The sequence below is a fragment of the Achromobacter sp. T5-5 genome (assembly GCF_055397965.1).
Genome location: NZ_AP027919.1, coordinates 1207095 through 1225171, shown reverse-complemented (window position 1 = coordinate 1225171; position 18077 = coordinate 1207095). Strand labels below are relative to the sequence as shown.

The window sequence follows — 18077 nt, the reverse complement described above, 5'->3', positions numbered from 1 at the left end:
AGGCCGGGCGCCGCGCCGCAAGCGGTTCAGAACCGGATCGTCAAGCCCGCGATCGGTCCCTGCAGCACCGCGTCGTATTTGAAGCCGTTGCGGTCGTAATCCACGCCCATCGCGCGGTAGCCGATCGTGCCCGAGATCATCTTGCTGAAGTTGTAGCCGATGCCGACGCCCACGTCCCAGTCCGCCTGCGCGCCGCCCGCGCCCACCATGCCCCAGCCGGTCAGGTAGGCCTTGGGGCTGAAGGCGTAATTGCCGCGCACGCCCACCAGCAGGTCCACCCAGGTGGCGCTGTCGCTGTCCTTCCTGCCGTTCGCGAGCGAGCCCTTTAAGGTGATGTCGGTGTCCACCGACCACACCCGCAGCCCCGCGACGACATCCAGGTTGTGGGCCGACTTGTCGAGCACGGAATAGCCCATGCCGATCAGACCCGTGAACGACTCACTCTTCACGTCCGCGCTGCTGGCCAGGATGCCGCGCGGCGTGTCCCCTTGCGCGCCGAGCTTCACGTAGATCAGATCGCCGAAAATGCTGTAGCGGTCCTTGCGCGCGTCGCCCATCAGCATGGCCGCGAAATCCAGGTTGTCGAAGATCTTGTCGAAGCTCGCGTCGATGTCGATCACGGGGAGCCGCCGATGCGAGACCTTGCCCGACAGCCCCGCCGCCCAGAAGTATGGCGAGACCGAGAATTTCCATTCGTTCGAGACCGTGGAATCCATAACCGGCGCTGGCTGCGGCGCGGCGTCGGCCGCGGCGGCAGACCCGGCATGGAGCATGGCGCATGCCAGGCAGAGCGTGATGTGCTTGTTCATCGCGAAATCCCTCCAGCCCGTAGGCCTGACGAGACGCCCGGGGCTCGCTCCGCCCTGCGGACGGGCCCCGGGCGCCATGGCCGCGTCAGCTCACGCGACGCACCGCCGGCACGGTCCACGAGCCGTTGATGATCGACGGATCGCTTTCATTGGGCCAGTAAAGCCGCATCATCAGGATGAACCTGCCCTTGGGCGCCGGCAGCCAGTTCGACTCGAGCTCCGGCCCTGGCGATTCATGCTGGATCAGCAGCTCGGTCGACCCGTCCGGCTTGTGCTTGAGCGCCTGGCGTTCGCTGATGGAGTAGCGGTTGAGCGGGTTGTCGACGAAAAAGTAGTTCTGGTCGTACATCGTCAGCGACCAGAATCCCGACACGGGCGGCAGAAGCCCCTTCCGGAAGGTCAGCACGTACCTCTCGGACCCGTTGTACTCGCGCTGGAACGCGCCGTTGGTCGACTTCAAGGATGTCGGATACACCGCGTCCTGCGGCCGGTTCGCACCCAGGCCGATGGCCGTGACCAACGCACGCTGCAGATAGTTGGTGCCGTAAATCCCCGTCTTGGTCGTGAAGCCCCAGCCATCGATATGCTGGATATCTCCGTCGTCGGACCGGAAGTGCGCCATGATCCGCGCGAAGGCGGTTTGCGGCACGCGTTTGGCGAAATCGGCGGGCAGCTTGGACGGGTCGAAGTCCTGGCCCGGCACGATGCCGATCATTGCCAGCTTCTCCACCATCGGCGCGTCCGCCACGGTCGGCGGATTGCGCTTGAGCAATTGCGCAAACAGGGCGAAATAGTCGGCCGCGGACATGTTGTTGACCTGATCGCGCACCGACATCTTCATGTCGATCGCCGGATCGACCTTGCCCTGCGGCGCTTTCCAGTCCTTGCCCCAGCCGCTCAGCGGCGCGATCTTCACCTGGTCCTGCAGCTTGTGCACTTCGGCGTAGTCCTCCGGCGTGCCCGTGCAATAGATGCGGCCCAGCAGCCACACGATGCTGGTCGGCGACTTGTACTGCTTCATGCCTTGCGGCACCGTGCCCTCCCAGCCCGGGCCCGTCACCACGAAGGTCTGCGCGCCGGTGCCCGTCGTGCGCTTGCCGGGAACGTCGAACACGGTCGTCCATCCGTCCAGCAGCGGAAACAGGGCATAGCGCCCGTTCAGGTCCGGCAGGCTCACGACCCAGGGCTCGTCGCCCACATCGAAAAAGGCGGTGGTGTACAGCGTGTCGGCGTTCGGCGCCGTCACGTCGCGGAACTTGGCGTTGGGGTATTCGCGCAGCTTGATGAGCTGGCCCATCGGCGCGCGGGTGCCTTTGGGCTCCGTGACGTTCGTGATGACCCGACGGGTCATCTCCATCGTCACCAGCGGGTAGGCATAGATGTAGGCGTCGGTGGCCACCGCAAACCGGTCATCGGCCTCCGGAAGATTCGCCACCAGCCCTTCCGAGGCGGCGGCCGAGGCGCGGAAAGCCGGCCCCAGGGATCCTGCGGTCAGCAGGGCAAGTCCCCCTGCGTTCATCTTGCGGCGTGTCAGCTTCATTGTTGTCGCTCCAATGGATGGTTTCGGTGAAGTTCACTGAGGGGACTTCCGACATGCACGGCGATGTTCTTTCCAAGCTACGGCGCGATCTATGTTGAGGTGGGTGGCACGCTCCGTGGGTCAGGGTCGGTGGGCGAAGGGCAAGCGGCGGAAACGAGGGGCGGCAGGGGCGCGCGGCCCCTCCGCATGACAGGACTGGGGGAAGGATGAGCTTGCTCAATCTATGCGCAGTTCCTGGCGCGCTCAATCCGCCGGAATGATTACGACCCTCCGCCTATGGTCGCAATCCGGCACGACGCCGAACGCGCCGTGCGGCAATGCCGCCACATTAATTTGGTGCCGAATGGTCTTCCTCCCGAATGCGAGGTAGTTTTATCCCCTGATAACCCGGTTCAAGAGGGAGCGATGCCATGCAGACGCACTACAAGAAGCGGGCGACCGAACTGGTCGCGGTCGGGTCGGATGGGACGACCTACATCATCGAGCGGCGCAGCAAGGCGCTGCCCTGCGATGACGGGGAACAGGCCTACTTTTACTGCTGCGTGCAGGACGGAAGACCCGTCTCGTGGCTGGGGGAAAGCCGATACGCGCTGCCAGACGGCACCGAGTTGCGCGCCATTGCGTGCCGGCTCGCGGATGCGCCGCCGGCGTCGTGAACCCCTGGCGGGGCCTCGGGCTCCTCGCGCCGGTCACGCCTGCGCGGGCAGCCCTGCCAGCAACTTGTCCAATGTCACCGGATAGTCCCGCACGCGCACGCCCGTGGCGTTGTACACCGCGTTGGCGATCGCCGCCGCCACGCCGCACAGGCCCAGTTCGCCGACGCCCTTGGCCTTCATGGGCGAGGACACCGGATCGACTTCGTCCAGGAAGATGACCTCTTGCCGCGGAATGTCCGCGTGCACGGGCACTTCGTAGCCCGCCAGGTCGTGATTGACGAAATAGCCCAGCCGGTGGTCGATGGCCAGCTCCTCCATCAACGCCGCCCCCACGCCCATGGTCATGGCGCCGATGACCTGGCTGCGGGCCGTCTTGGGATTGAGGATGCGCCCGGCGGCGCAGACCGCCAGCATGCGCCGCACACGGGTCTCTCCCGTCGCGGCGTCCACGGCCACTTCCACGAAATGCGCGCCGAAAGTGGATTGCTGGAATTGCTTGTCCAGATCGCCGAATTCGATCGCATCCTCCGCGATCAGTTCGCCGCCCGACACCGCGCGGGTCAGCGGCGCGCTGCGCCCGCCCGCGTCGGTGACCGCGCCATCGGCAAACACCGCGCCCTCCCCCTCGAAACCCAGGCGTTCCAGCACGCTGGCGCGCAGCTTCACGCAGGCCGCGTACACGCCCGCGGTCGAACTGTTGGCGCCCCACTGCCCGCCCGACCCGGCGGACACGGGATAGTCCGAATCGCCCAGCCGCACCACCACGCGCGAAAGCGGCACGCCCAGCATCTCGGCGGCCGTCTGCGCAATGACGGTATAGCTGCCCGTGCCGATGTCGGTCATGTCGGTCTCGACGATGACGCGCCCCGCCGCATCCAGCCGCACGCGGGCGGCGGACTTGGTCACCAGGTTGTTGCGGAACGCGCTGGCCACGCCCAGGCCGATGAGCCAGCGCCCTTCCCGGCGCGTGCCCGGCGTGGCGTCCCGCCGGTCCCAGCCGAAATGACGCGCGCCGGTCTGCAGGCAGTCGACGAAACGCCGGCCCGAGAATGGCCGCGACGGATCGGTGGGATCGACCTGCGTGTCGTTCAGGATGCGGAACTGCACGGGATCCATGTCCAGCGCATGCGCCATCTCGTCGATGGCGATCTCCAGCGCCATCATGCCAGGCGCCTCGCCGGGCGCGCGCATGGCGTTGCCTTCGGGCAGGTCCAGCGTCATCAGGTTGAGCGCCGTCCGCTGATGGGCGCCCGCGTACAGCAGTTTGGTCTGCTGCACGGCCTCTTCGGGCTGACCGTCCGGCAGGTCGCCGGACCAGCTTTCATGCGAGATGGCCGTCAGCCGGCCGTCGCGCCCGGCGCCCAGCCGGATGCGCTGGATGGTGGCGGGCCGGTGCGTCGTGTTGTTGAAGATCAGCGGGCGCGGCAACGCCACTTTGACCGGCCTGCCCGCCGCGCGCGCGCCCAGGGCAGCCAGCAGCGCGTCGGCGCGCACGAAGAGCTTGCCGCCGAAGCCGCCGCCGATATAGGGGGAAATCAGGCGGACGTTTTCCTTGGGAATGCCCAGCGTCCGGGCGACGTCGGACCGGCCCCAGGCGATCATCTGGTTGGAGGTCCACAGGGTCAGCTTGTCGCCCTTCCAGACCGCCAGCGACGCGTGCGGCTCCATCATGGCGTGCGACTGGTCCGGCGTGGTGTAGGTGTGATCGATCTTGACCGGGGCCGCCGCGAACGCGGCGTCGAAGTCGCCCACGTCCGTCTTCGGGAGGTGCTTGCCGGAATTCCCGCCCTCGCGCCTTAGCGCCGCCAGGTCGTAGTCCCCGTCGCGCCGGGCATATTGCACGCGGATCAGCCTGGCGGCCGCGCGCGCCTGTTCGAACGTGTTCGCGACCACCACCGCGATGGCCTGGTGGTAGTGCTGCACGTCCGGGCCGCCCAGCAGCGTGGCCGTGTTCATCTTGCCCTTGCCCAGCTTGCCCGCGTTCTGCGCGGTGACGACCGCCAGGACGCCGGGCGCCCTGCGCGCCGCATCGACGTCCATCGCGGTGATGACGCCTTTGGCGATGGCTGCGCCCACCACGTAGCCCACGGCCGCGTCTGGCGCGATGTCGTGATGTTCATAGGCGTAGGCGGCCTGGCCGCTGGTCTTCAACGGGCCGTCGATGCGGTCGACGGGCTGACCGACGACCTTGAGCCGGTCAATGGGGTTTTCCGCGGCGGGGGTATCGAATTTCATTGGGTCAGGTCCTCGCTTCCGTCAACACCGCACCGAGCGCGCGCTGGGCCAGGGTCAGTTTGAAGCCGTTGTCGGGCGTGGGCCTGGCGCCGGCCAGCAGCGCCTCGGTCACGCGCGCGGCGCCGGACGGCAGGTGCCGTTCGGCCTCTACGCTGCGCCAGGGTTGGGGCGCCACGCCGCCCAGCGCCACGCGGCCGCTGCCGTCGTCCTGCAGCACCACGCCCACCGACACCAGCGCAAAGGCAAAGGACGCGCGGTCGCGCACTTTGCGATAGAAGTGCCTGCCGCCCACGGGCTTGGGCAGCGTCACCGCGGTGATCATCTCGCCGGCCGCCAGCTGGGTCTCGATGTGCGGCGTATCGCCCGGCAGCCGGTAGAAGTCCGCAATCGGGATGACGCGCCGCGTGGCGTCCGGGCGCACCGTCTCGATCTTTGCGTCCAGCAGGCGCATCGCCACCGCCATGTCGCTGGGATGGGTGGCGATGCAGGCGTCGCTGGAACCGATCACCGCGAGCTGCCGCGACACCCCGCCGATGGCCGAACAGCCGCTGCCCGGCGCGCGCTTGTTGCACGGCTGATTGGTGTCATAGAAGTAGGGGCACCGCGTGCGCTGAAGCAGGTTGCCGGCGGTGGTGGCGCGATTGCGGATCTGGGCCGACGCGCCGGCTAGCAGCGCGCGCGCCAGGACTTCATAGTCGCGGCGCACGGTCTCATCGGCGGCCAGATCGGCATTGCGCACCAGCGCGCCGATGCGCAGGCCGCCGTCTTCGGCCGGCTCGATGCTGTCCAGCCCCAGGCCGTTGACGTCGACCAGATGGGCAGGCGTTTCCACCTCGATCTTCATCAGGTCCAGCAGATTCGTGCCCCCTGCGATGAAGCGCGCCCGCGGCTCGCGCGCGGCGCTGGCGGCCGCTTCGGCGGCGGTCCGGGGGCGTTCATAGGTGAACGGTCTCATGCCTTGCCCTCCGCAACCTCTTCGATGGCATCGAGAATGTTGGCGTACGCGCCGCAGCGGCAGATATTGCCGCTCATGCGTTCGCGGATCTCTTCCGGCGTCAGCAGCGGGCGTTCGGACAACGACGCGGTGGCATGACTGGGCATGCCGCGCGCGGCCTCGTCCAGCATGCCGACCGCGGAACAGATCTGCCCCGGCGTACAGTAGCCGCACTGGTAGCCGTCATGCCTGACGAACGCGGCCTGCAGCGGGTGCAGCGCGCCCGGCGTTCCCAGGCCTTCTATCGTGGTGATCTGCTGGCCATCGTGCATGACGGCCAGCGTCAGGCACGCGTTGACCCGCCGGCCCTCCAGCAGCACCGTACAGGCGCCGCACTGGCCATGATCGCAGCCCTTCTTGGTGCCGGTCAGGCGCAGGTGCTCGCGCAACGCGTCCAGCAGGGTCGTGCGCAGGTCCAGCGCCATTTCGTGCGCCTTGCCGTTCACGTGCAAGGTGACGGTGGCGGCTTCGCGCTGCCCGGCGCCGGCCGCGCGGGCAGCGGACAATGGCGCCGTGCCCATCGCCGTCGCGGAGGCCGCGCCCGCCTTCAGGAGGTTGCGCCGGGAGATCTTCATATCGTGGGGGTTTTCCAAGGCTCACTCCTATGACGGCCGGGCGGTCGCAGCGGGCGACCTTGGGGCTGCGCAGCAAATGCTGTTCCCGCCCCTGGCGCGGTTTCTGGCTAAGATCTCGATCAGATCGTCCTGGGCGCGCCTGCCTCGGTACGCCCCCAGGCCGAACGGCACGGCGGCGCGCGGGAAAGGTCCTTCGGGGATGGCTCCATGATACTGACGCGGCTCGCCGCCAGACCACGCAAACCTGACAAGAAAATGTTCGATCTCGCAACCAATCCAGACGGCGCCGTGCGCACGCAGATCGTGGGTATCCTGCTGGCCGCCGGGCATGGCCGGCGCTACGCGGATGCGGCGGCGGGACAGGACAAGCTCGTGGCCGCGCTGCCCGACGGCACGCCGGTCGTCGTGGCCGCCGCGGCATCGCTGCAAGCGGCCGCGGCGCGCGTCGTGGCGGTCACCCGCGCCGACAACGAACGGGTGGCGCGGCTGCTGGCCGAAGCGGGCTGCGAAGTCGTGACGACCGGGCCGGACGCGGACGGCATGGGCGACAGCCTGGCCATCGCCGCCCGCCACGCGCTGCGGACCTGCGCGCCCGGCATCGCGTCCTGCCTCGTGGCGCTGGGCGACATGCCGTGGATCCGCCCCGAGACGTGCCTGCGCATTGCACGGCAGGCGCTGGACCACCCGGTCGTGGTGCCGGCATGGAACGGCCTGCGCGGCCATCCCGTAGCATTTCACCGGTCGATCTGGCCGTCGCTGGCGGCGCTGACGGGGGATGTGGGCGCGAGAGGCGTGTTGGTCCGCCACGGGGCGACCGAGCTGGCCGTCGACGATCCCGGGATCCGGGCCGATGTGGACACGCCCGCCGACCTGGCCGGGGCGCGCCATGACGGCCCCGGCGCTTCGCGTTAGGTCGGCGAGGCGGGGCCGGCCGCCCGGCCGCCGATCACCGTCGCGCCGGCGCAGGCCGCATGCCGCGGCAACACCACCCGGAAACGCGTCGTGTCGTCGCGCGACGCCGCGCTGATGCGGCCGCCGTGGCTCACCACGATCTGCTGCGCAATGAACAGCCCCAGGCCCAGGCCGTGATGGCCGCCCGGCCGGCGCGCGCCGCTGCGGAAAGGATTGAAGAGATGCGGCAGCAGCTCGGGCGCGATCGCGCCGCCGTTGATGACGGTGACAGCCACCTCGTCCGCCTGCTCGCCGTCGATCTCGACCTGCACCGGGGCGGTCTTGCTGCCGTGGTGCAAGGCGTTGCCCACCAGGTTGGCGATCACTTGCGAAATACGCTGGCCGTCCCAGGTGCCCGTTGCGTCGCCACGCGCGCTCGATTCGATCTGACGGTCCGGAAAGCCCGTGCGCACCTCGTCCAGCGTGCGCTCGACCAGCGTGCCCATGCTGATCGCCGCGGGCGCCAGCGCCAGCCCGCCCGCCTGCCGGATGCGCGTCACGTCGAGCAGGTCTTCGATCAGGCACGACATGCGCTCACTGCTCTGCAGCATGCGCCGCGCGACGCTGGCGATGCGCTCGTCGGCGCCCTGGCGCTGCAGCACGGTGGCGCCCATGATGATGGCCTGCAGCGGCGTGCGCAGATCGTGGCTCAGCACCGCCATGAACATCTCGTTCACGCGCAGCGCCTCGGTGCGCTCTTCCAACTGCTGCGCCAGCGCGCGCTTGCGCTCGTACAGTTCGAAGAACACGTTCGCCTTGGTCCGCAGCATGTACGGGTCGATGGGCTTGTACAGGAAGTCCACCGCCCCGCTCTCGTAGCCGCGGAACTGCCAGTTCTGTTCACGCGACCCCGCGGTGATGAAGATCAGCGGAATGTGGCGCGTGCGTTCGCTGCCGCGGATCAGTTCGGCCAGTTCAAAGCCGTTCATGTCGGGCATCTGCACATCCAGCAGCGCCAGCGCGACGTCGCCGTGGCGCAAGAGCAGCTCCAGCGCCTGCGGGCCGGACTGCGCCTTCAAGACCTCGACACGGTCGCTTGCCAGCAACGCTTCGAGCGCGATCAGGTTCTCCGGAACGTCGTCGACCAGCAGGCACTTGATGCGGTCATCGGGGGATTGGGCTGATGTCGGGTTCATAGTGTCATTGCAGGTGGGTTTCAGGGCAGAGGCTCCGTGGGCAACTGCGCGAAAACGGCGGCGATCTCATCGGGCGTCAGGGACTGCGCCGTCGGGACCCGCGCCAGGGCGGCATCGGGCATGGTGCGCATGGCCGCCGTGTCCGGCGCCTGCACCAGCGCGCGGCCGCCTGCCGCATGAATGGCGGCCAGGCCTTCGGCGCCATCCTCGTTCGCCCCCGAAAGAAGCACGCCCAGCAGCCGATCGCCATAGCCATCGGCGGCGGACTGGAACAGCACGTCGATGGACGGCCGCGAAAAAAGCACCGGCGGATCGATGGACAGCGCCAGGCGCGGACCACGGTCCACCAGCAGGTGATAGCCGGGCGGGCCGAAATACACGTGCCCGGGCAGGATGGGTTGCTGGTCCTCGGCCTCCTGCACGGGCAGGGCGCAGCGGTAGCCGAAGATCTCGACCAGCCGACTGCGGCGGTTGCACGGCAGGTGCAGCAGCACGATGACCCCGGCCCGCAGGCCGGCGGGAAGCGCCGGCAGCAGGACGTTCAAGGCGTCGATCGCGCCCGACGAGCCGCCGATCACGATGGCGTCCCACTGGACCTCGTCTTGCGGGTCGGCGCGAGGGTCAGGCGCGCCCCCGTTCACAGGTCGGCCTTTTTTCGGTAGATGCGGTCTGCCAGCACGAAGTCGTCAAAGCCGTCGGCCTGCGCCGAAAAACGCACCGATTCCCGCGAGCCCAGGCCCAGGAATCCCCGATGCACCAACGCCTCGTGGAATAGTCCGAGCGCCCGGTTCTGCAGGTCGCGCTCGAAGTAGATCAGCACGTTGCGGCACGACACCAGGTGCACTTCGGCGAACACGCTGTCCGTGGACAGGCTGTGATCGGAGAACACCATGTGCTCGCGCAGCTTCTTGTCGAACACCACGCGGCCATACCGCGCCGTGTAGTAGTCGGACAGCGAACTGCGCCCGCCGGCCTGCGCATGGTTGGCCGTGAAGGCCGCGGCGCGGTCCAGGTCGAAGACGCCCTGCTCGGCCGCGCGCAGCGCATGCGGGTTGATGTCGGTGGCGTAGATCAGCGTGCGGTCCAGCAGCCCTTCCTCGAGCAGCAGGATGGCAAGCGAATAGACCTCTTCGCCCGTGCTGCAGCCGGCCACCCACACCTTGATCGACGGATAGGTGCGCAGGATGGGCACCACCTCATTGCGCAGCGCAAGAAAGTAGCTGGGATCGCGGAACATGTCGCTGACCTGCACCGTCAGGTACTGCAGCAATCCCGTGAACACCGACGGATCGTGCAACACCCGGTCCTGCAACTGGGACAGCGTCTTGCAGCCGAACTCCGTCAGCGCGGCGCGCAGGCGCCGCTTCAGCGATGCCTGCGCATATTCGCGGAAGTCGTAGTGGAAGCGGTGATAGATCGCATCGAGCAGCAGCCGCTGCTCGATGTCTTCGATGTGCGCCTTGTTCTGTGTGGGCATGGTGGCGATCGCTGGGTCCGGGCGGCGCGGCTTACTTGCGCATCCAGACGCGCACCAGGGACAGCAGGCGCTCCACGTCCAGCGGCTTGGCGATGTAGTCGTTCGCGCCCGCCGCCAGGCATTTTTCCTGGTCGTCCTTCATGGCCTTGGCGGTCAGGGCGATGATGGGCAGCCGGCGCCATTCGGGCCGCGCGCGGATCTCGCGCATGGCCGTATAGCCGTCCATCTCGGGCATCATGATGTCCATCAGCACCAGGTCGACCGAGCGGTGCCCGTTCACCCCGGCGCGGCCCAGGGCTTCCAGCGCCTCGCGCCCATTGCGCGCGATTTCCACGTGCAGGCCGGTGGGCTCCAGGATGCTCGACAGCGCGAACACGTTGCGCACGTCGTCTTCCACCACCAGCACCGTGCGGCCCTCCAGCGCGGTGTCGCGGCTGCGCGCAAGCTCCAGCATCTGGCGCTGTTGCGGCGGCAGTTCGGCCTCGACCTGATGCAGGAAAAGCGTCACCTCGTCCAGCAGGCGTTCGGGCGAGCGGGCGTCCTTGATGATGATCGACTTGGAGAAGCGGCGAAGCTGCTGCTCCTCGTCGCGCGACAGCGCCCGGCCGGTGTAGACGATTACGGGCGGGAACGACACGGCTTCCTGTTCGGCCATTTCGCGCAAGAGCTCATAGCCGCTCATGTCGGGCAGGTTCAGGTCCATCACCACGCAGTCGTAGGTGGTCTCGCGCAGCAACGCCAGCGCGTCGCCGGCATTGGCCGCCAGCACGATCTGCACGTCGTCGCGGGCCAGCAGCTCGCGCACGCTGTCGCGCTGCCGGTCGTCGTCCTCGACGACCAGCACGCGCCGCACGTTCTGCGTAAACTTGGCTTCCAGGCGCTGCAGCGCCTGGACCAGTTCCTCGCGCTTGACCGGCTTGAGCGCATAACCGACCGCGCCGCGGACCAGGGCCTCCTGCGCATAATCGGCCACCGACACGATATGCACCGGGATATGGCGGGTGACCGGATTGCGCTTGAGCTGGTCCAGCACGCCCAGGCCGGAGAAGTCCGGCAGGTTGACGTCCAGCACGATGGCGTCGGGCCGCCGCTGGGCCGCCAGCGCCAGGCCGTCGGTCGCGGTGTGCGCGGTCAGGCAGCCAAAGCCCATCTCCTTGGCCAGATCGGCCAGGATGCTGGAAAAACGCTCATCGTCCTCGATGACGAGGATGGTGCGGCCAGCGGTCTCGCCGGGTTCGGGGTCGGCAGCCACGGCAGGCGCCGCCGGCGCCAACAGCGGCACTGTGAGCGCGGCGTCGGCCGCATCCGCCGGCGTGGCAAAAGCACGCCGCGCAGGCGCGGCGGACGCCTCGGCGCGGGCGCGCGGCGCCGCGGAAGACGAGGCGGCCGGCTGGTCCATCGGCAGCAGCAACGTGAACACGCTGCCCTGCCCCGGCGCGCTGACCATCGTCAGCGTGCCGCCCAGGAGCTTGCTCAGATCGCGCGAGATAGACAGCCCCAGTCCCGTTCCACCGTGCTTGCGATGGGTGCTGCCGTCGGCCTGCCGGAAGGCTTCGAATATCAGTTCGTGCTGGTCTTCGGCCACGCCGATGCCGGTGTCCTGCACCGCGAACGACAGCATTCTTCCCGGCGCCCGCGTCACGCGCAGCGCGACGAAGCCCTGTTCAGTGAACTTGATGGCGTTCGACAGCAGATTCTTGAGCACCTGCCCCAGACGCTGCGGATCGGTGTGCAGCGTGTCCGGCACGTCGCGCGCGATGTCCAGCTCCAGCGCCAGCCCCTTGTCGTGCGCCAGCGGCCGCAGCGGTTCCAGCAGCCGCTGGAGCGCCGGCGCGATGGGCACTTCCTCGAGGTCCACGGTCGCCTGGCCGGCTTCGATCTTGGCCAGATCCAGGATGTCGTTGATGAGCGCCAGCAGGTCCCGCCCCGCGGCCAGGATGGTCTGCGCGTACTTCACCTGCTCGGCCGTCAGATTGCCCGGCTTGTTGTCGGAAAGCAGCTTGGCCAGGATCAGCGTGGAATTGAGCGGCGTGCGCAGCTCGTGGCTCATGTTGGCCAGGAATTCGCTCTTGTACTGGCTGGCCTGCGCGAGCAGGCGGGCCTTGTCCGTGAGCGCGCTCTGCACCCGCAGCAGCTGCTCGGCCTGGGATTCCAGGTTGACGTTGGTCTGTTCGAGTTCGGTCTGCTGCAGCTCCATGCGCGCCTGCGATTCCTGCAGGATGCGGCTCTGCTGCTCCAGTTCTTCATTGCTGACGCGCAGCTCTTCCTGCTGGGTCTGCAGTTCTTCCGACTGGCGCTGCGTTTCCGCCAGCAGCGATTCCAGCCGCGTCCGGTCCATCCCGGCCCGGATCGCCGACGCCAGCATTTCCGACGCGCCTTCCAGCAGGTTGCGCTCGCTTTCGCTCACCGGATGATTGAAGCCCAGTTCGATCACGGCATACACGCGGTCATATTGCATCGCGGGCGCCACCACCAGCTCGACCGGCGTGGAGCGGCCCGTCGCCGACGAGACCTCCAGATGGCTGGCCGGCACGTTGCGCACATGCAGCAGCTTGCGCGACGCGACCGCCTGGCCCGCCAGGCCCTGCGCCGGCGGGATCTTCTGCGCGAGCCGTTCGGGCGGCAGCGCAAAGCCGCCAAAAAGCTCCAGCTCGCCGCCGTTGACGACATAGCCCGCGCCGACGCTCGCGTTCAGGTATTCGGCCATGTAGGCCAGGGCCCGCTTGCCGATCTCGTCCAGGCGGTGGTCGCCCCGAAGCTGCAGGCTCAGGCCCGACAGGCCCGTCGTCACCCAGGCCTGGCGAGCCTTGACGCGGTACTCGCGGATGGTCATGGCGGCCGAGCCGGCGATCAGGAACAGCAGCAACACAGCGCCGCCCCACGAGTAATACGTCGACGTCGTCGCGGCCGAATTCCAGGAATCCCGCTCCTGCTGGATCTGGTTCATCTGGATCGCGTACAGATCGGCAACCAGCTCGCGCAGCCGGTCCATCGCTTCCTTGCCCGAGTCGGTCCGCACCACGGCCATCGCGCCTTCCACGTCGCCGGCCCGGCGCATCTCGATCGTATTGTGCAGTTCGCTCAGCTTCTGCCGCGTGATGCCCGCGATGTCATTGACGATCCGGCGCTGCGCGGCGTCCTGCTGCGCGACTTCCTTGATGGTCTCCAGGCGCTGCTCGATCAGCGGCACCGAGCGCACGTAGGGTTCCAGGTAGTTCGCATCGCCGGTCAGGAGGTAACCCCGTTGCCCGATCTCGGCGTCTTTCAGGGCCGAATTGAACAGGCTGAGCTGGCGCAGCGACTCGGTGGCGCGGTCCATCGCCTGGACTGCGCGCGTGCGCGTGTCCGCGGAGCGCACGTTGACGAAGGCGATAACCAACGTGGCTACCGCGGCCAGCACAAACCCGGCCATCAGGGTGCGGGGAAAAGCAAGGCGGCTGGCGGGCTGCGGCGATTTCAGCATGAGGTCGATTTACCGATTCAGGGGGAAAGCGCGCGATTTGCGCGATGCGAGAGCAGGAAGAATTATAGGGACGGAGAGCCGCTCAACCATCCTGCTAACTGGTGAACTATACAGGCAGCGGCGCGCACCGGTTGCGTCCGGATACAACTACAACACCAACGCGGCGCCCGCATGCCCTAGGATTCCGCCTTCACGGTCTCCCGACCGCCTATTCGCGTGGCTGCCGCTTCCATGGCCGGCGCAACGCCCACAGGCATCCCTGCATGACCCTGGCGACAGCCGGTGGGCCGACAACCGAATCGCCGCCGCCGTGGCACTGAATAATCATGACGAAAATCCTTTTGGTCGACGACCAACCCACGTTGGTCGCCCTGATGAGCGAGTTCCTGAGCAGCGAAGGCTATGACGTCACGACGCATACCGACGGTCTGACCGCGCTGCAGCAGATGATCGCCCTGCGTCCCGACCTGGTCATCACCGACTTTTCCATGCCGGGCATGGACGGCGGCGCGCTCCTGACCGCCATGCGCGAGAACGCGTACCTGCACGAAACCCCGGTGCTGGTGCTGAGCGGCCGCCCCGAGTACGAGATCATGGCGGCCTGCGAAGGCCGCGCGACGCTCATGCGCAAGCCGGCGCAGCCGCCCGAGGTGCTGGAGGCGGTTCGCCGCCTGCTCGCGGAGTCGGAGCGGTCCTTGCGCGCGCAGACGTACGCCGGCCCGCTCGGCCACGCGGCGGGCTCGGCGCAAAGCCTCCAGGCGCGCGCGGCCTGACGGCCTGACGCGTCGCGCTGCCGCCGGGTTCAGGCCTGGGCGCTGGCGCGCAGGCGGTTGACGACCTGGTTGTCCTTGCCTTGCAGCAGCCCGGTGAGCACGAAGTTGAATTCGATCTCTTTATAGGCGTCCGCCTTCAGGCCCAGCCCGGCGCCGCCAGTCTTGTCGACCACGGGCGGGATCAGGGCTTCGCGGGTGGCATAGGCGAAGTCGTCCCAAATGAGGGGATCGCCCTCGATGTTGAATTGCGTCGTCAGCTTGCGATGCCCGTCGGCGCTGACGAAGAAGTGCACATGCGCCGGTCGGTTGCCGTGCCGGCCCAGCGCGTCCAGCAGTTGCTGGGTGGCGCCCTGCGGCGGACAGCCGTAGCCCACGGGCATCAGCGTACGGAACTCATACCTGCCGTCGGCGTCGGTCCGGACCGCGCCGCGCAGGTTGAACTCGGACTGCGCGCCGGTCGGGTCGAAGTGCGAATAAAAGCCCTTGGAATTGGCATGCCAGCATTCGACCACCGCGTTGGCCAGCGGCGCGCCGCGGGTGTCGCGCACGACGCCGCGGATCACGAGCGGGCCGGCGTCGGGATCCGGATCGAGATCGATGCGCGAGACACCGTCGCGCACCGGCGCGCCGGCCACGTAGAGCGGACCTTCGATGGTGCGTGGCGTGCCGCCATCCAGGCCGGCCAGCTCGTCCTCGCGATCCATCCGGACGTCGAGGTACTTCTCCAGGCCCAGGCCGGCGGCCAGCAGCGCGGCCTCGCCATCGCGGCCGAGCTGGTTCAGGTAGTTCACCCCCGCCCACACCTCGTCGGGCGTGATGTCCAGGTCGTCGATGGCCTTGAACAGATCGCTCAGCAGGCGATTCAGGATCTGCTTGACGCGCGGATTGCCACTGCCGCCTTCCAGATTGGTGGCGGCCTTCAGCAAGTCCTGCACTTCCTTGGTGTTGAATACGTCGAGGCTCATGTCTGTCTCCAGTGGGTTATCCGTTTTGCGACCGGGCCGCGCGTCCGCGCCTGGTCAATGCTTCCTGTCCGTCGCCTTCACCAGCCCCTCCCGCGTAAAGCGCTTGAGCTTGGCTTCATCCAGCTCGATCCCCAGCCCCGGTCCGGCCGGCACCGTCAGTTCAAAGTCGCTGTAGTCCAGCGGCTGCGTGAGGATTTCTTCGGTGATCAGCAAGGGGCCGAACAGCTCCGTGCCCCATTGCAGACTGGGCAGGCTGGCAAACAGGTGCGCCGACGCAATCGTGCTGACCGCGCCTTCGAGCATCGTGCCGCCGTACAGTTCGATGCCCGCCGCGTCGGCGATCGCCGCCACGCGCTGGGCCGCAAACAGGCCGCCGTTCTGCTCGATCTTGATGGCGAACACGTCGGCGCCATGCTGGCGCGCGATCTCGAAGGCGGTGTCGGGGCCTTGCAGCAGCTCGTCGGCCATCAGGGCCACCGGGAACCGGCGCATCAGCCGCGCCAGCGCCGCGGCGCTGGCCACCGGTTGCTCAACCAGTTCGCAGCCCGCCTGCGCCAACGCCGGAATGGCCCAGGCCGCCTGCGTCTCGCTCCACGCCATGTTCACATCCACCCGGACCTCGCCGCGATCGCCCAGCGCCGCCTTGATGGCAGCCACGTGGGCGATGTCGACGCGCGGATCCCTGGCCCCGATCTTCAGCTTGAAAATGCGATGCCGGCGCGCGTCCAGCATCTTTTCGGCCTCGTCGATGTCGCGCGCGGTGTCACCCGACGCCAGCGTCCAGGCCACCGGCAGGCGGTCCCGCTGGCGTCCGCCCAGCAGTTCGCTCACCGGCACGCCCAGCCGCTTGCCGTGCGCGTCCAGCAACGCGGTTTCCAGCGCGCTCTTGGCGAAATGGTTCACCTTGACCAGTTTGCCCAGGTGCGCCATCAGCGCCTGGATGCGGGTGGCGTCCTGGCCGATCATGGCGGGCGCGAAATACGCGTCGATGGACAGCTTCATCGCCTCGGGGCTTTCCGGGCCATACGCCATGCCGGCAATGGTGGTGCCTTCCCCGATCCCCACCACGCCGTCGCTGCAGTAAACCTTCACCAGCATCAGCGTCTGGCCATACATCGTGGCCACCGACAGCTTGTGCGGGCGGATGGTCGGCAGGTCGACGAGAGAAGTTTCGATGCGTTCGATAAAGGCGGCGGGCATGGCGGGCAATGGAAGTCAGAGAGTCAGAAGGCAGTTATAAGACCGCCCGACTTTTGCCGTCCAATACTTTGAAAATCCAAATTGATACCTTAAAGGCATAAATAAACCGCGCAACCCTAGGGGCATGGCGCGGTTTTTCAATACTTTTCAGGTTTCATTTAGCGCTGCGGCCCGGCAGCGGCGCGCCGTGCCAGGACGTTGCGCGAGCGGGCGCAAGGTCCCCGCGGTGAGCCCCCTCGCTCCTGGCGCCGGTCAGCGGATCCGCAGGACCACCTTGCCCTTGGCGCGTCCCTGCGCCAGATAGCCAAGCGCTTCCTTCGCTTCGTCAAACGGGAACACCCGGTCTATCACGGGCCGGATGCGCCCGGTCGAAAGCAGCGCGCCGATTTCAGCGAGCTGCGCGCCGTCGGGGCGCACGAAGAGAAAGGAATACGACACGTCCCGCTGCCTGGCCAGCCGCCGGATCCTGCGGCTCATGAGCCCAAGGACCCACCTCAGAACGGGATTCAGCCGGCGGGCGCGCGCGAAGGCGGGGTCCAGGGGGCCGATCAGCGACACCACCTTGCCTGCGGGCTTGAGAATGTCCATCGACCGCTCGATCGCATCCCCCCTGAGCGTGCCCAGGACGACGTCATAGCCGCGCAGCACCTGTTCAAACGCCTGCGTCTTGTAGTCGACGACCTCGTCCGCGCCCAGGTCGGCCACCCACTGGACGTTGGCGGTGCTGGTGGTCGTGCCCACCGTGGCGCCGAAATGCCTGGCCAACTGGATTGCGAAGGAACCGATCCCGCCGGACCCGGCGGGAACGAACACTTTCTGGCCAGCCTGGAGCCCGGCGCGTTCCTTCAGCGCCTGCCACGACGTCAGCGCGACCATCGGAACGGCCGCGGCCTGCACGAAATCCAGGTTGTCGGGCTTGTGCGCGGCGGCGTGCTCGGGCACCGCCGCCAGCTCCGCGAATGTGCCTTTGCCCAGGTCGAAAACACTGGCAAAGACCGCATCGCCGGGCTTGAAGCGCGTCACGGCGCTGCCGACCTCGATCACGACCCCCGCGACGTCGCTGCCCAGCGTAGCGGGCAGGTCGAACTTCAACACGGGGCGGAACGTCCCCGCCGGAATCATGTTGTCGATGGGGTTCACGCCCGCCGCGTGAACCTCCACCAGCAGTTCGTCCGGCTTCAGGACCGGGCGAGCCACCTGAGCGAAGCCGATCCCGGGGGCCTTGCCATAGCGTTGGAACGTAAGCGCTTTCATCTTGTGTGCGGATTCCCGAAAACAGCGGGCAGGTGGGCGGACGCCGCCC

The 18077-nt window shown here is 67.8% G+C and carries 15 protein-coding genes; 3 read left to right on the top strand and 12 right to left on the bottom strand.

Features of this window, described 5'->3' with window-relative positions; all coding sequences use genetic code 11:
- Window positions 1-26: 26 nt before the first annotated feature.
- Window positions 27-809: a hypothetical protein gene (locus tag ACZ50Q_RS05480; protein ID WP_464080826.1), complete on the bottom strand. Its 783-nt coding sequence runs from the start codon at window positions 807-809 to the stop codon at window positions 27-29.
- Window positions 810-894: 85 nt separating this feature from the next.
- Entirely contained in the window at window positions 895-2349 is a 1455-nt protein-coding gene (locus ACZ50Q_RS05475) for a DUF1254 domain-containing protein (RefSeq protein WP_464080825.1), read from the bottom strand.
- Between the two features lie 410 nt (window positions 2350-2759).
- Here ACZ50Q_RS05475 and ACZ50Q_RS05470 point away from each other — a divergent pair, with 410 nt between their 5' ends.
- Window positions 2760-3005 carry a hypothetical protein gene (locus ACZ50Q_RS05470; RefSeq protein ID WP_092580601.1) on the top strand — a complete coding sequence of 82 codons (246 nt, stop codon included), beginning with the start codon at window positions 2760-2762 and terminating at the stop codon, window positions 3003-3005.
- A gap of 33 nt (window positions 3006-3038) precedes the next feature.
- Here ACZ50Q_RS05470 and paoC read toward each other — a convergent pair whose 3' ends face one another.
- Genes paoC through paoA form a run of 3 tightly spaced genes read right to left on the bottom strand, consistent with a single transcriptional unit; the run spans window position 3039 to window position 6827 of the window.
- On the bottom strand, window positions 3039-5240 hold the full coding sequence (paoC, locus tag ACZ50Q_RS05465; RefSeq protein ID WP_092580599.1) for an aldehyde oxidoreductase molybdenum-binding subunit PaoC: 2202 nt from the start codon (window positions 5238-5240) through the stop codon (window positions 3039-3041).
- A gap of 4 nt (window positions 5241-5244) precedes the next feature.
- Window positions 5245-6195 (bottom strand): FAD binding domain-containing protein, encoded by a 951-nt coding sequence (locus ACZ50Q_RS05460; RefSeq protein ID WP_464080824.1) that lies wholly within the window; start codon window positions 6193-6195, stop codon window positions 5245-5247.
- Entirely contained in the window at window positions 6192-6827 is a 636-nt protein-coding gene (gene paoA / locus ACZ50Q_RS05455) for an aldehyde dehydrogenase iron-sulfur subunit PaoA (RefSeq protein ID WP_076516497.1), read from the bottom strand. The genes ACZ50Q_RS05460 and paoA overlap by 4 nt, the downstream gene beginning before the upstream one ends.
- A 237-nt stretch (window positions 6828-7064) precedes the next feature.
- Here paoA and ACZ50Q_RS05450 point away from each other — a divergent pair, with 237 nt between their 5' ends.
- Window positions 7065-7721, top strand: a complete 657-nt coding sequence (locus ACZ50Q_RS05450; RefSeq protein ID WP_464080823.1) for a nucleotidyltransferase family protein — start codon at window positions 7065-7067, stop codon at window positions 7719-7721.
- Here the strand turns inward: ACZ50Q_RS05450 and ACZ50Q_RS05445 are convergent.
- Genes ACZ50Q_RS05445 through ACZ50Q_RS05430 form a run of 4 tightly spaced genes read right to left on the bottom strand, consistent with a single transcriptional unit; the run spans window position 7718 to window position 13836 of the window.
- On the bottom strand, window positions 7718-8896 hold the full coding sequence (locus ACZ50Q_RS05445; protein WP_464080822.1) for a hybrid sensor histidine kinase/response regulator: 1179 nt from the start codon (window positions 8894-8896) through the stop codon (window positions 7718-7720). The two genes, ACZ50Q_RS05450 and ACZ50Q_RS05445, sit on opposite strands and share 4 nt — an antisense overlap.
- Window positions 8897-8916: 20 nt before the next feature.
- A complete protein-coding gene (locus tag ACZ50Q_RS05440; protein ID WP_464080821.1) occupies window positions 8917-9537 on the bottom strand; it encodes a chemotaxis protein CheB in 621 nt (206 codons plus the stop codon).
- Window positions 9534-10373: a CheR family methyltransferase gene (locus ACZ50Q_RS05435; protein ID WP_076516505.1), complete on the bottom strand. Its 840-nt coding sequence runs from the start codon at window positions 10371-10373 to the stop codon at window positions 9534-9536. Before ACZ50Q_RS05435 ends, ACZ50Q_RS05440 begins: the two co-directional genes overlap by 4 nt.
- 31 nt (window positions 10374-10404) lie before the next feature.
- Window positions 10405-13836 carry a response regulator gene (locus ACZ50Q_RS05430; RefSeq protein WP_464080820.1) on the bottom strand — a complete coding sequence of 1144 codons (3432 nt, stop codon included), beginning with the start codon at window positions 13834-13836 and terminating at the stop codon, window positions 10405-10407.
- 326 nt (window positions 13837-14162) lie between these two features.
- On the opposite strand from ACZ50Q_RS05430, the gene ACZ50Q_RS05425 reads away from it, so the two are divergent.
- Complete coding sequence (locus ACZ50Q_RS05425) at window positions 14163-14609, top strand: response regulator (protein ID WP_464080819.1); 447 nt, start codon at window positions 14163-14165, stop codon at window positions 14607-14609.
- Window positions 14610-14638: 29 nt separating this feature from the next.
- Here the strand turns inward: ACZ50Q_RS05425 and catA are convergent, their stop codons facing one another.
- The 3 genes from catA to ACZ50Q_RS05410 form a co-directional block, all read right to left on the bottom strand.
- Window positions 14639-15574 (bottom strand): catechol 1,2-dioxygenase, encoded by a 936-nt coding sequence (gene catA / locus ACZ50Q_RS05420; protein WP_464080818.1) that lies wholly within the window; start codon window positions 15572-15574, stop codon window positions 14639-14641.
- Window positions 15575-15628: 54 nt separating this feature from the next.
- Window positions 15629-16774 carry a muconate/chloromuconate family cycloisomerase gene (locus ACZ50Q_RS05415; protein ID WP_464080817.1) on the bottom strand — a complete coding sequence of 382 codons (1146 nt, stop codon included), beginning with the start codon at window positions 16772-16774 and terminating at the stop codon, window positions 15629-15631.
- 252 nt (window positions 16775-17026) lie between these two features.
- Entirely contained in the window at window positions 17027-18028 is a 1002-nt protein-coding gene (locus ACZ50Q_RS05410) for an NADP-dependent oxidoreductase (protein WP_464080816.1), read from the bottom strand.
- Window positions 18029-18077 lie beyond the last annotated feature (49 nt).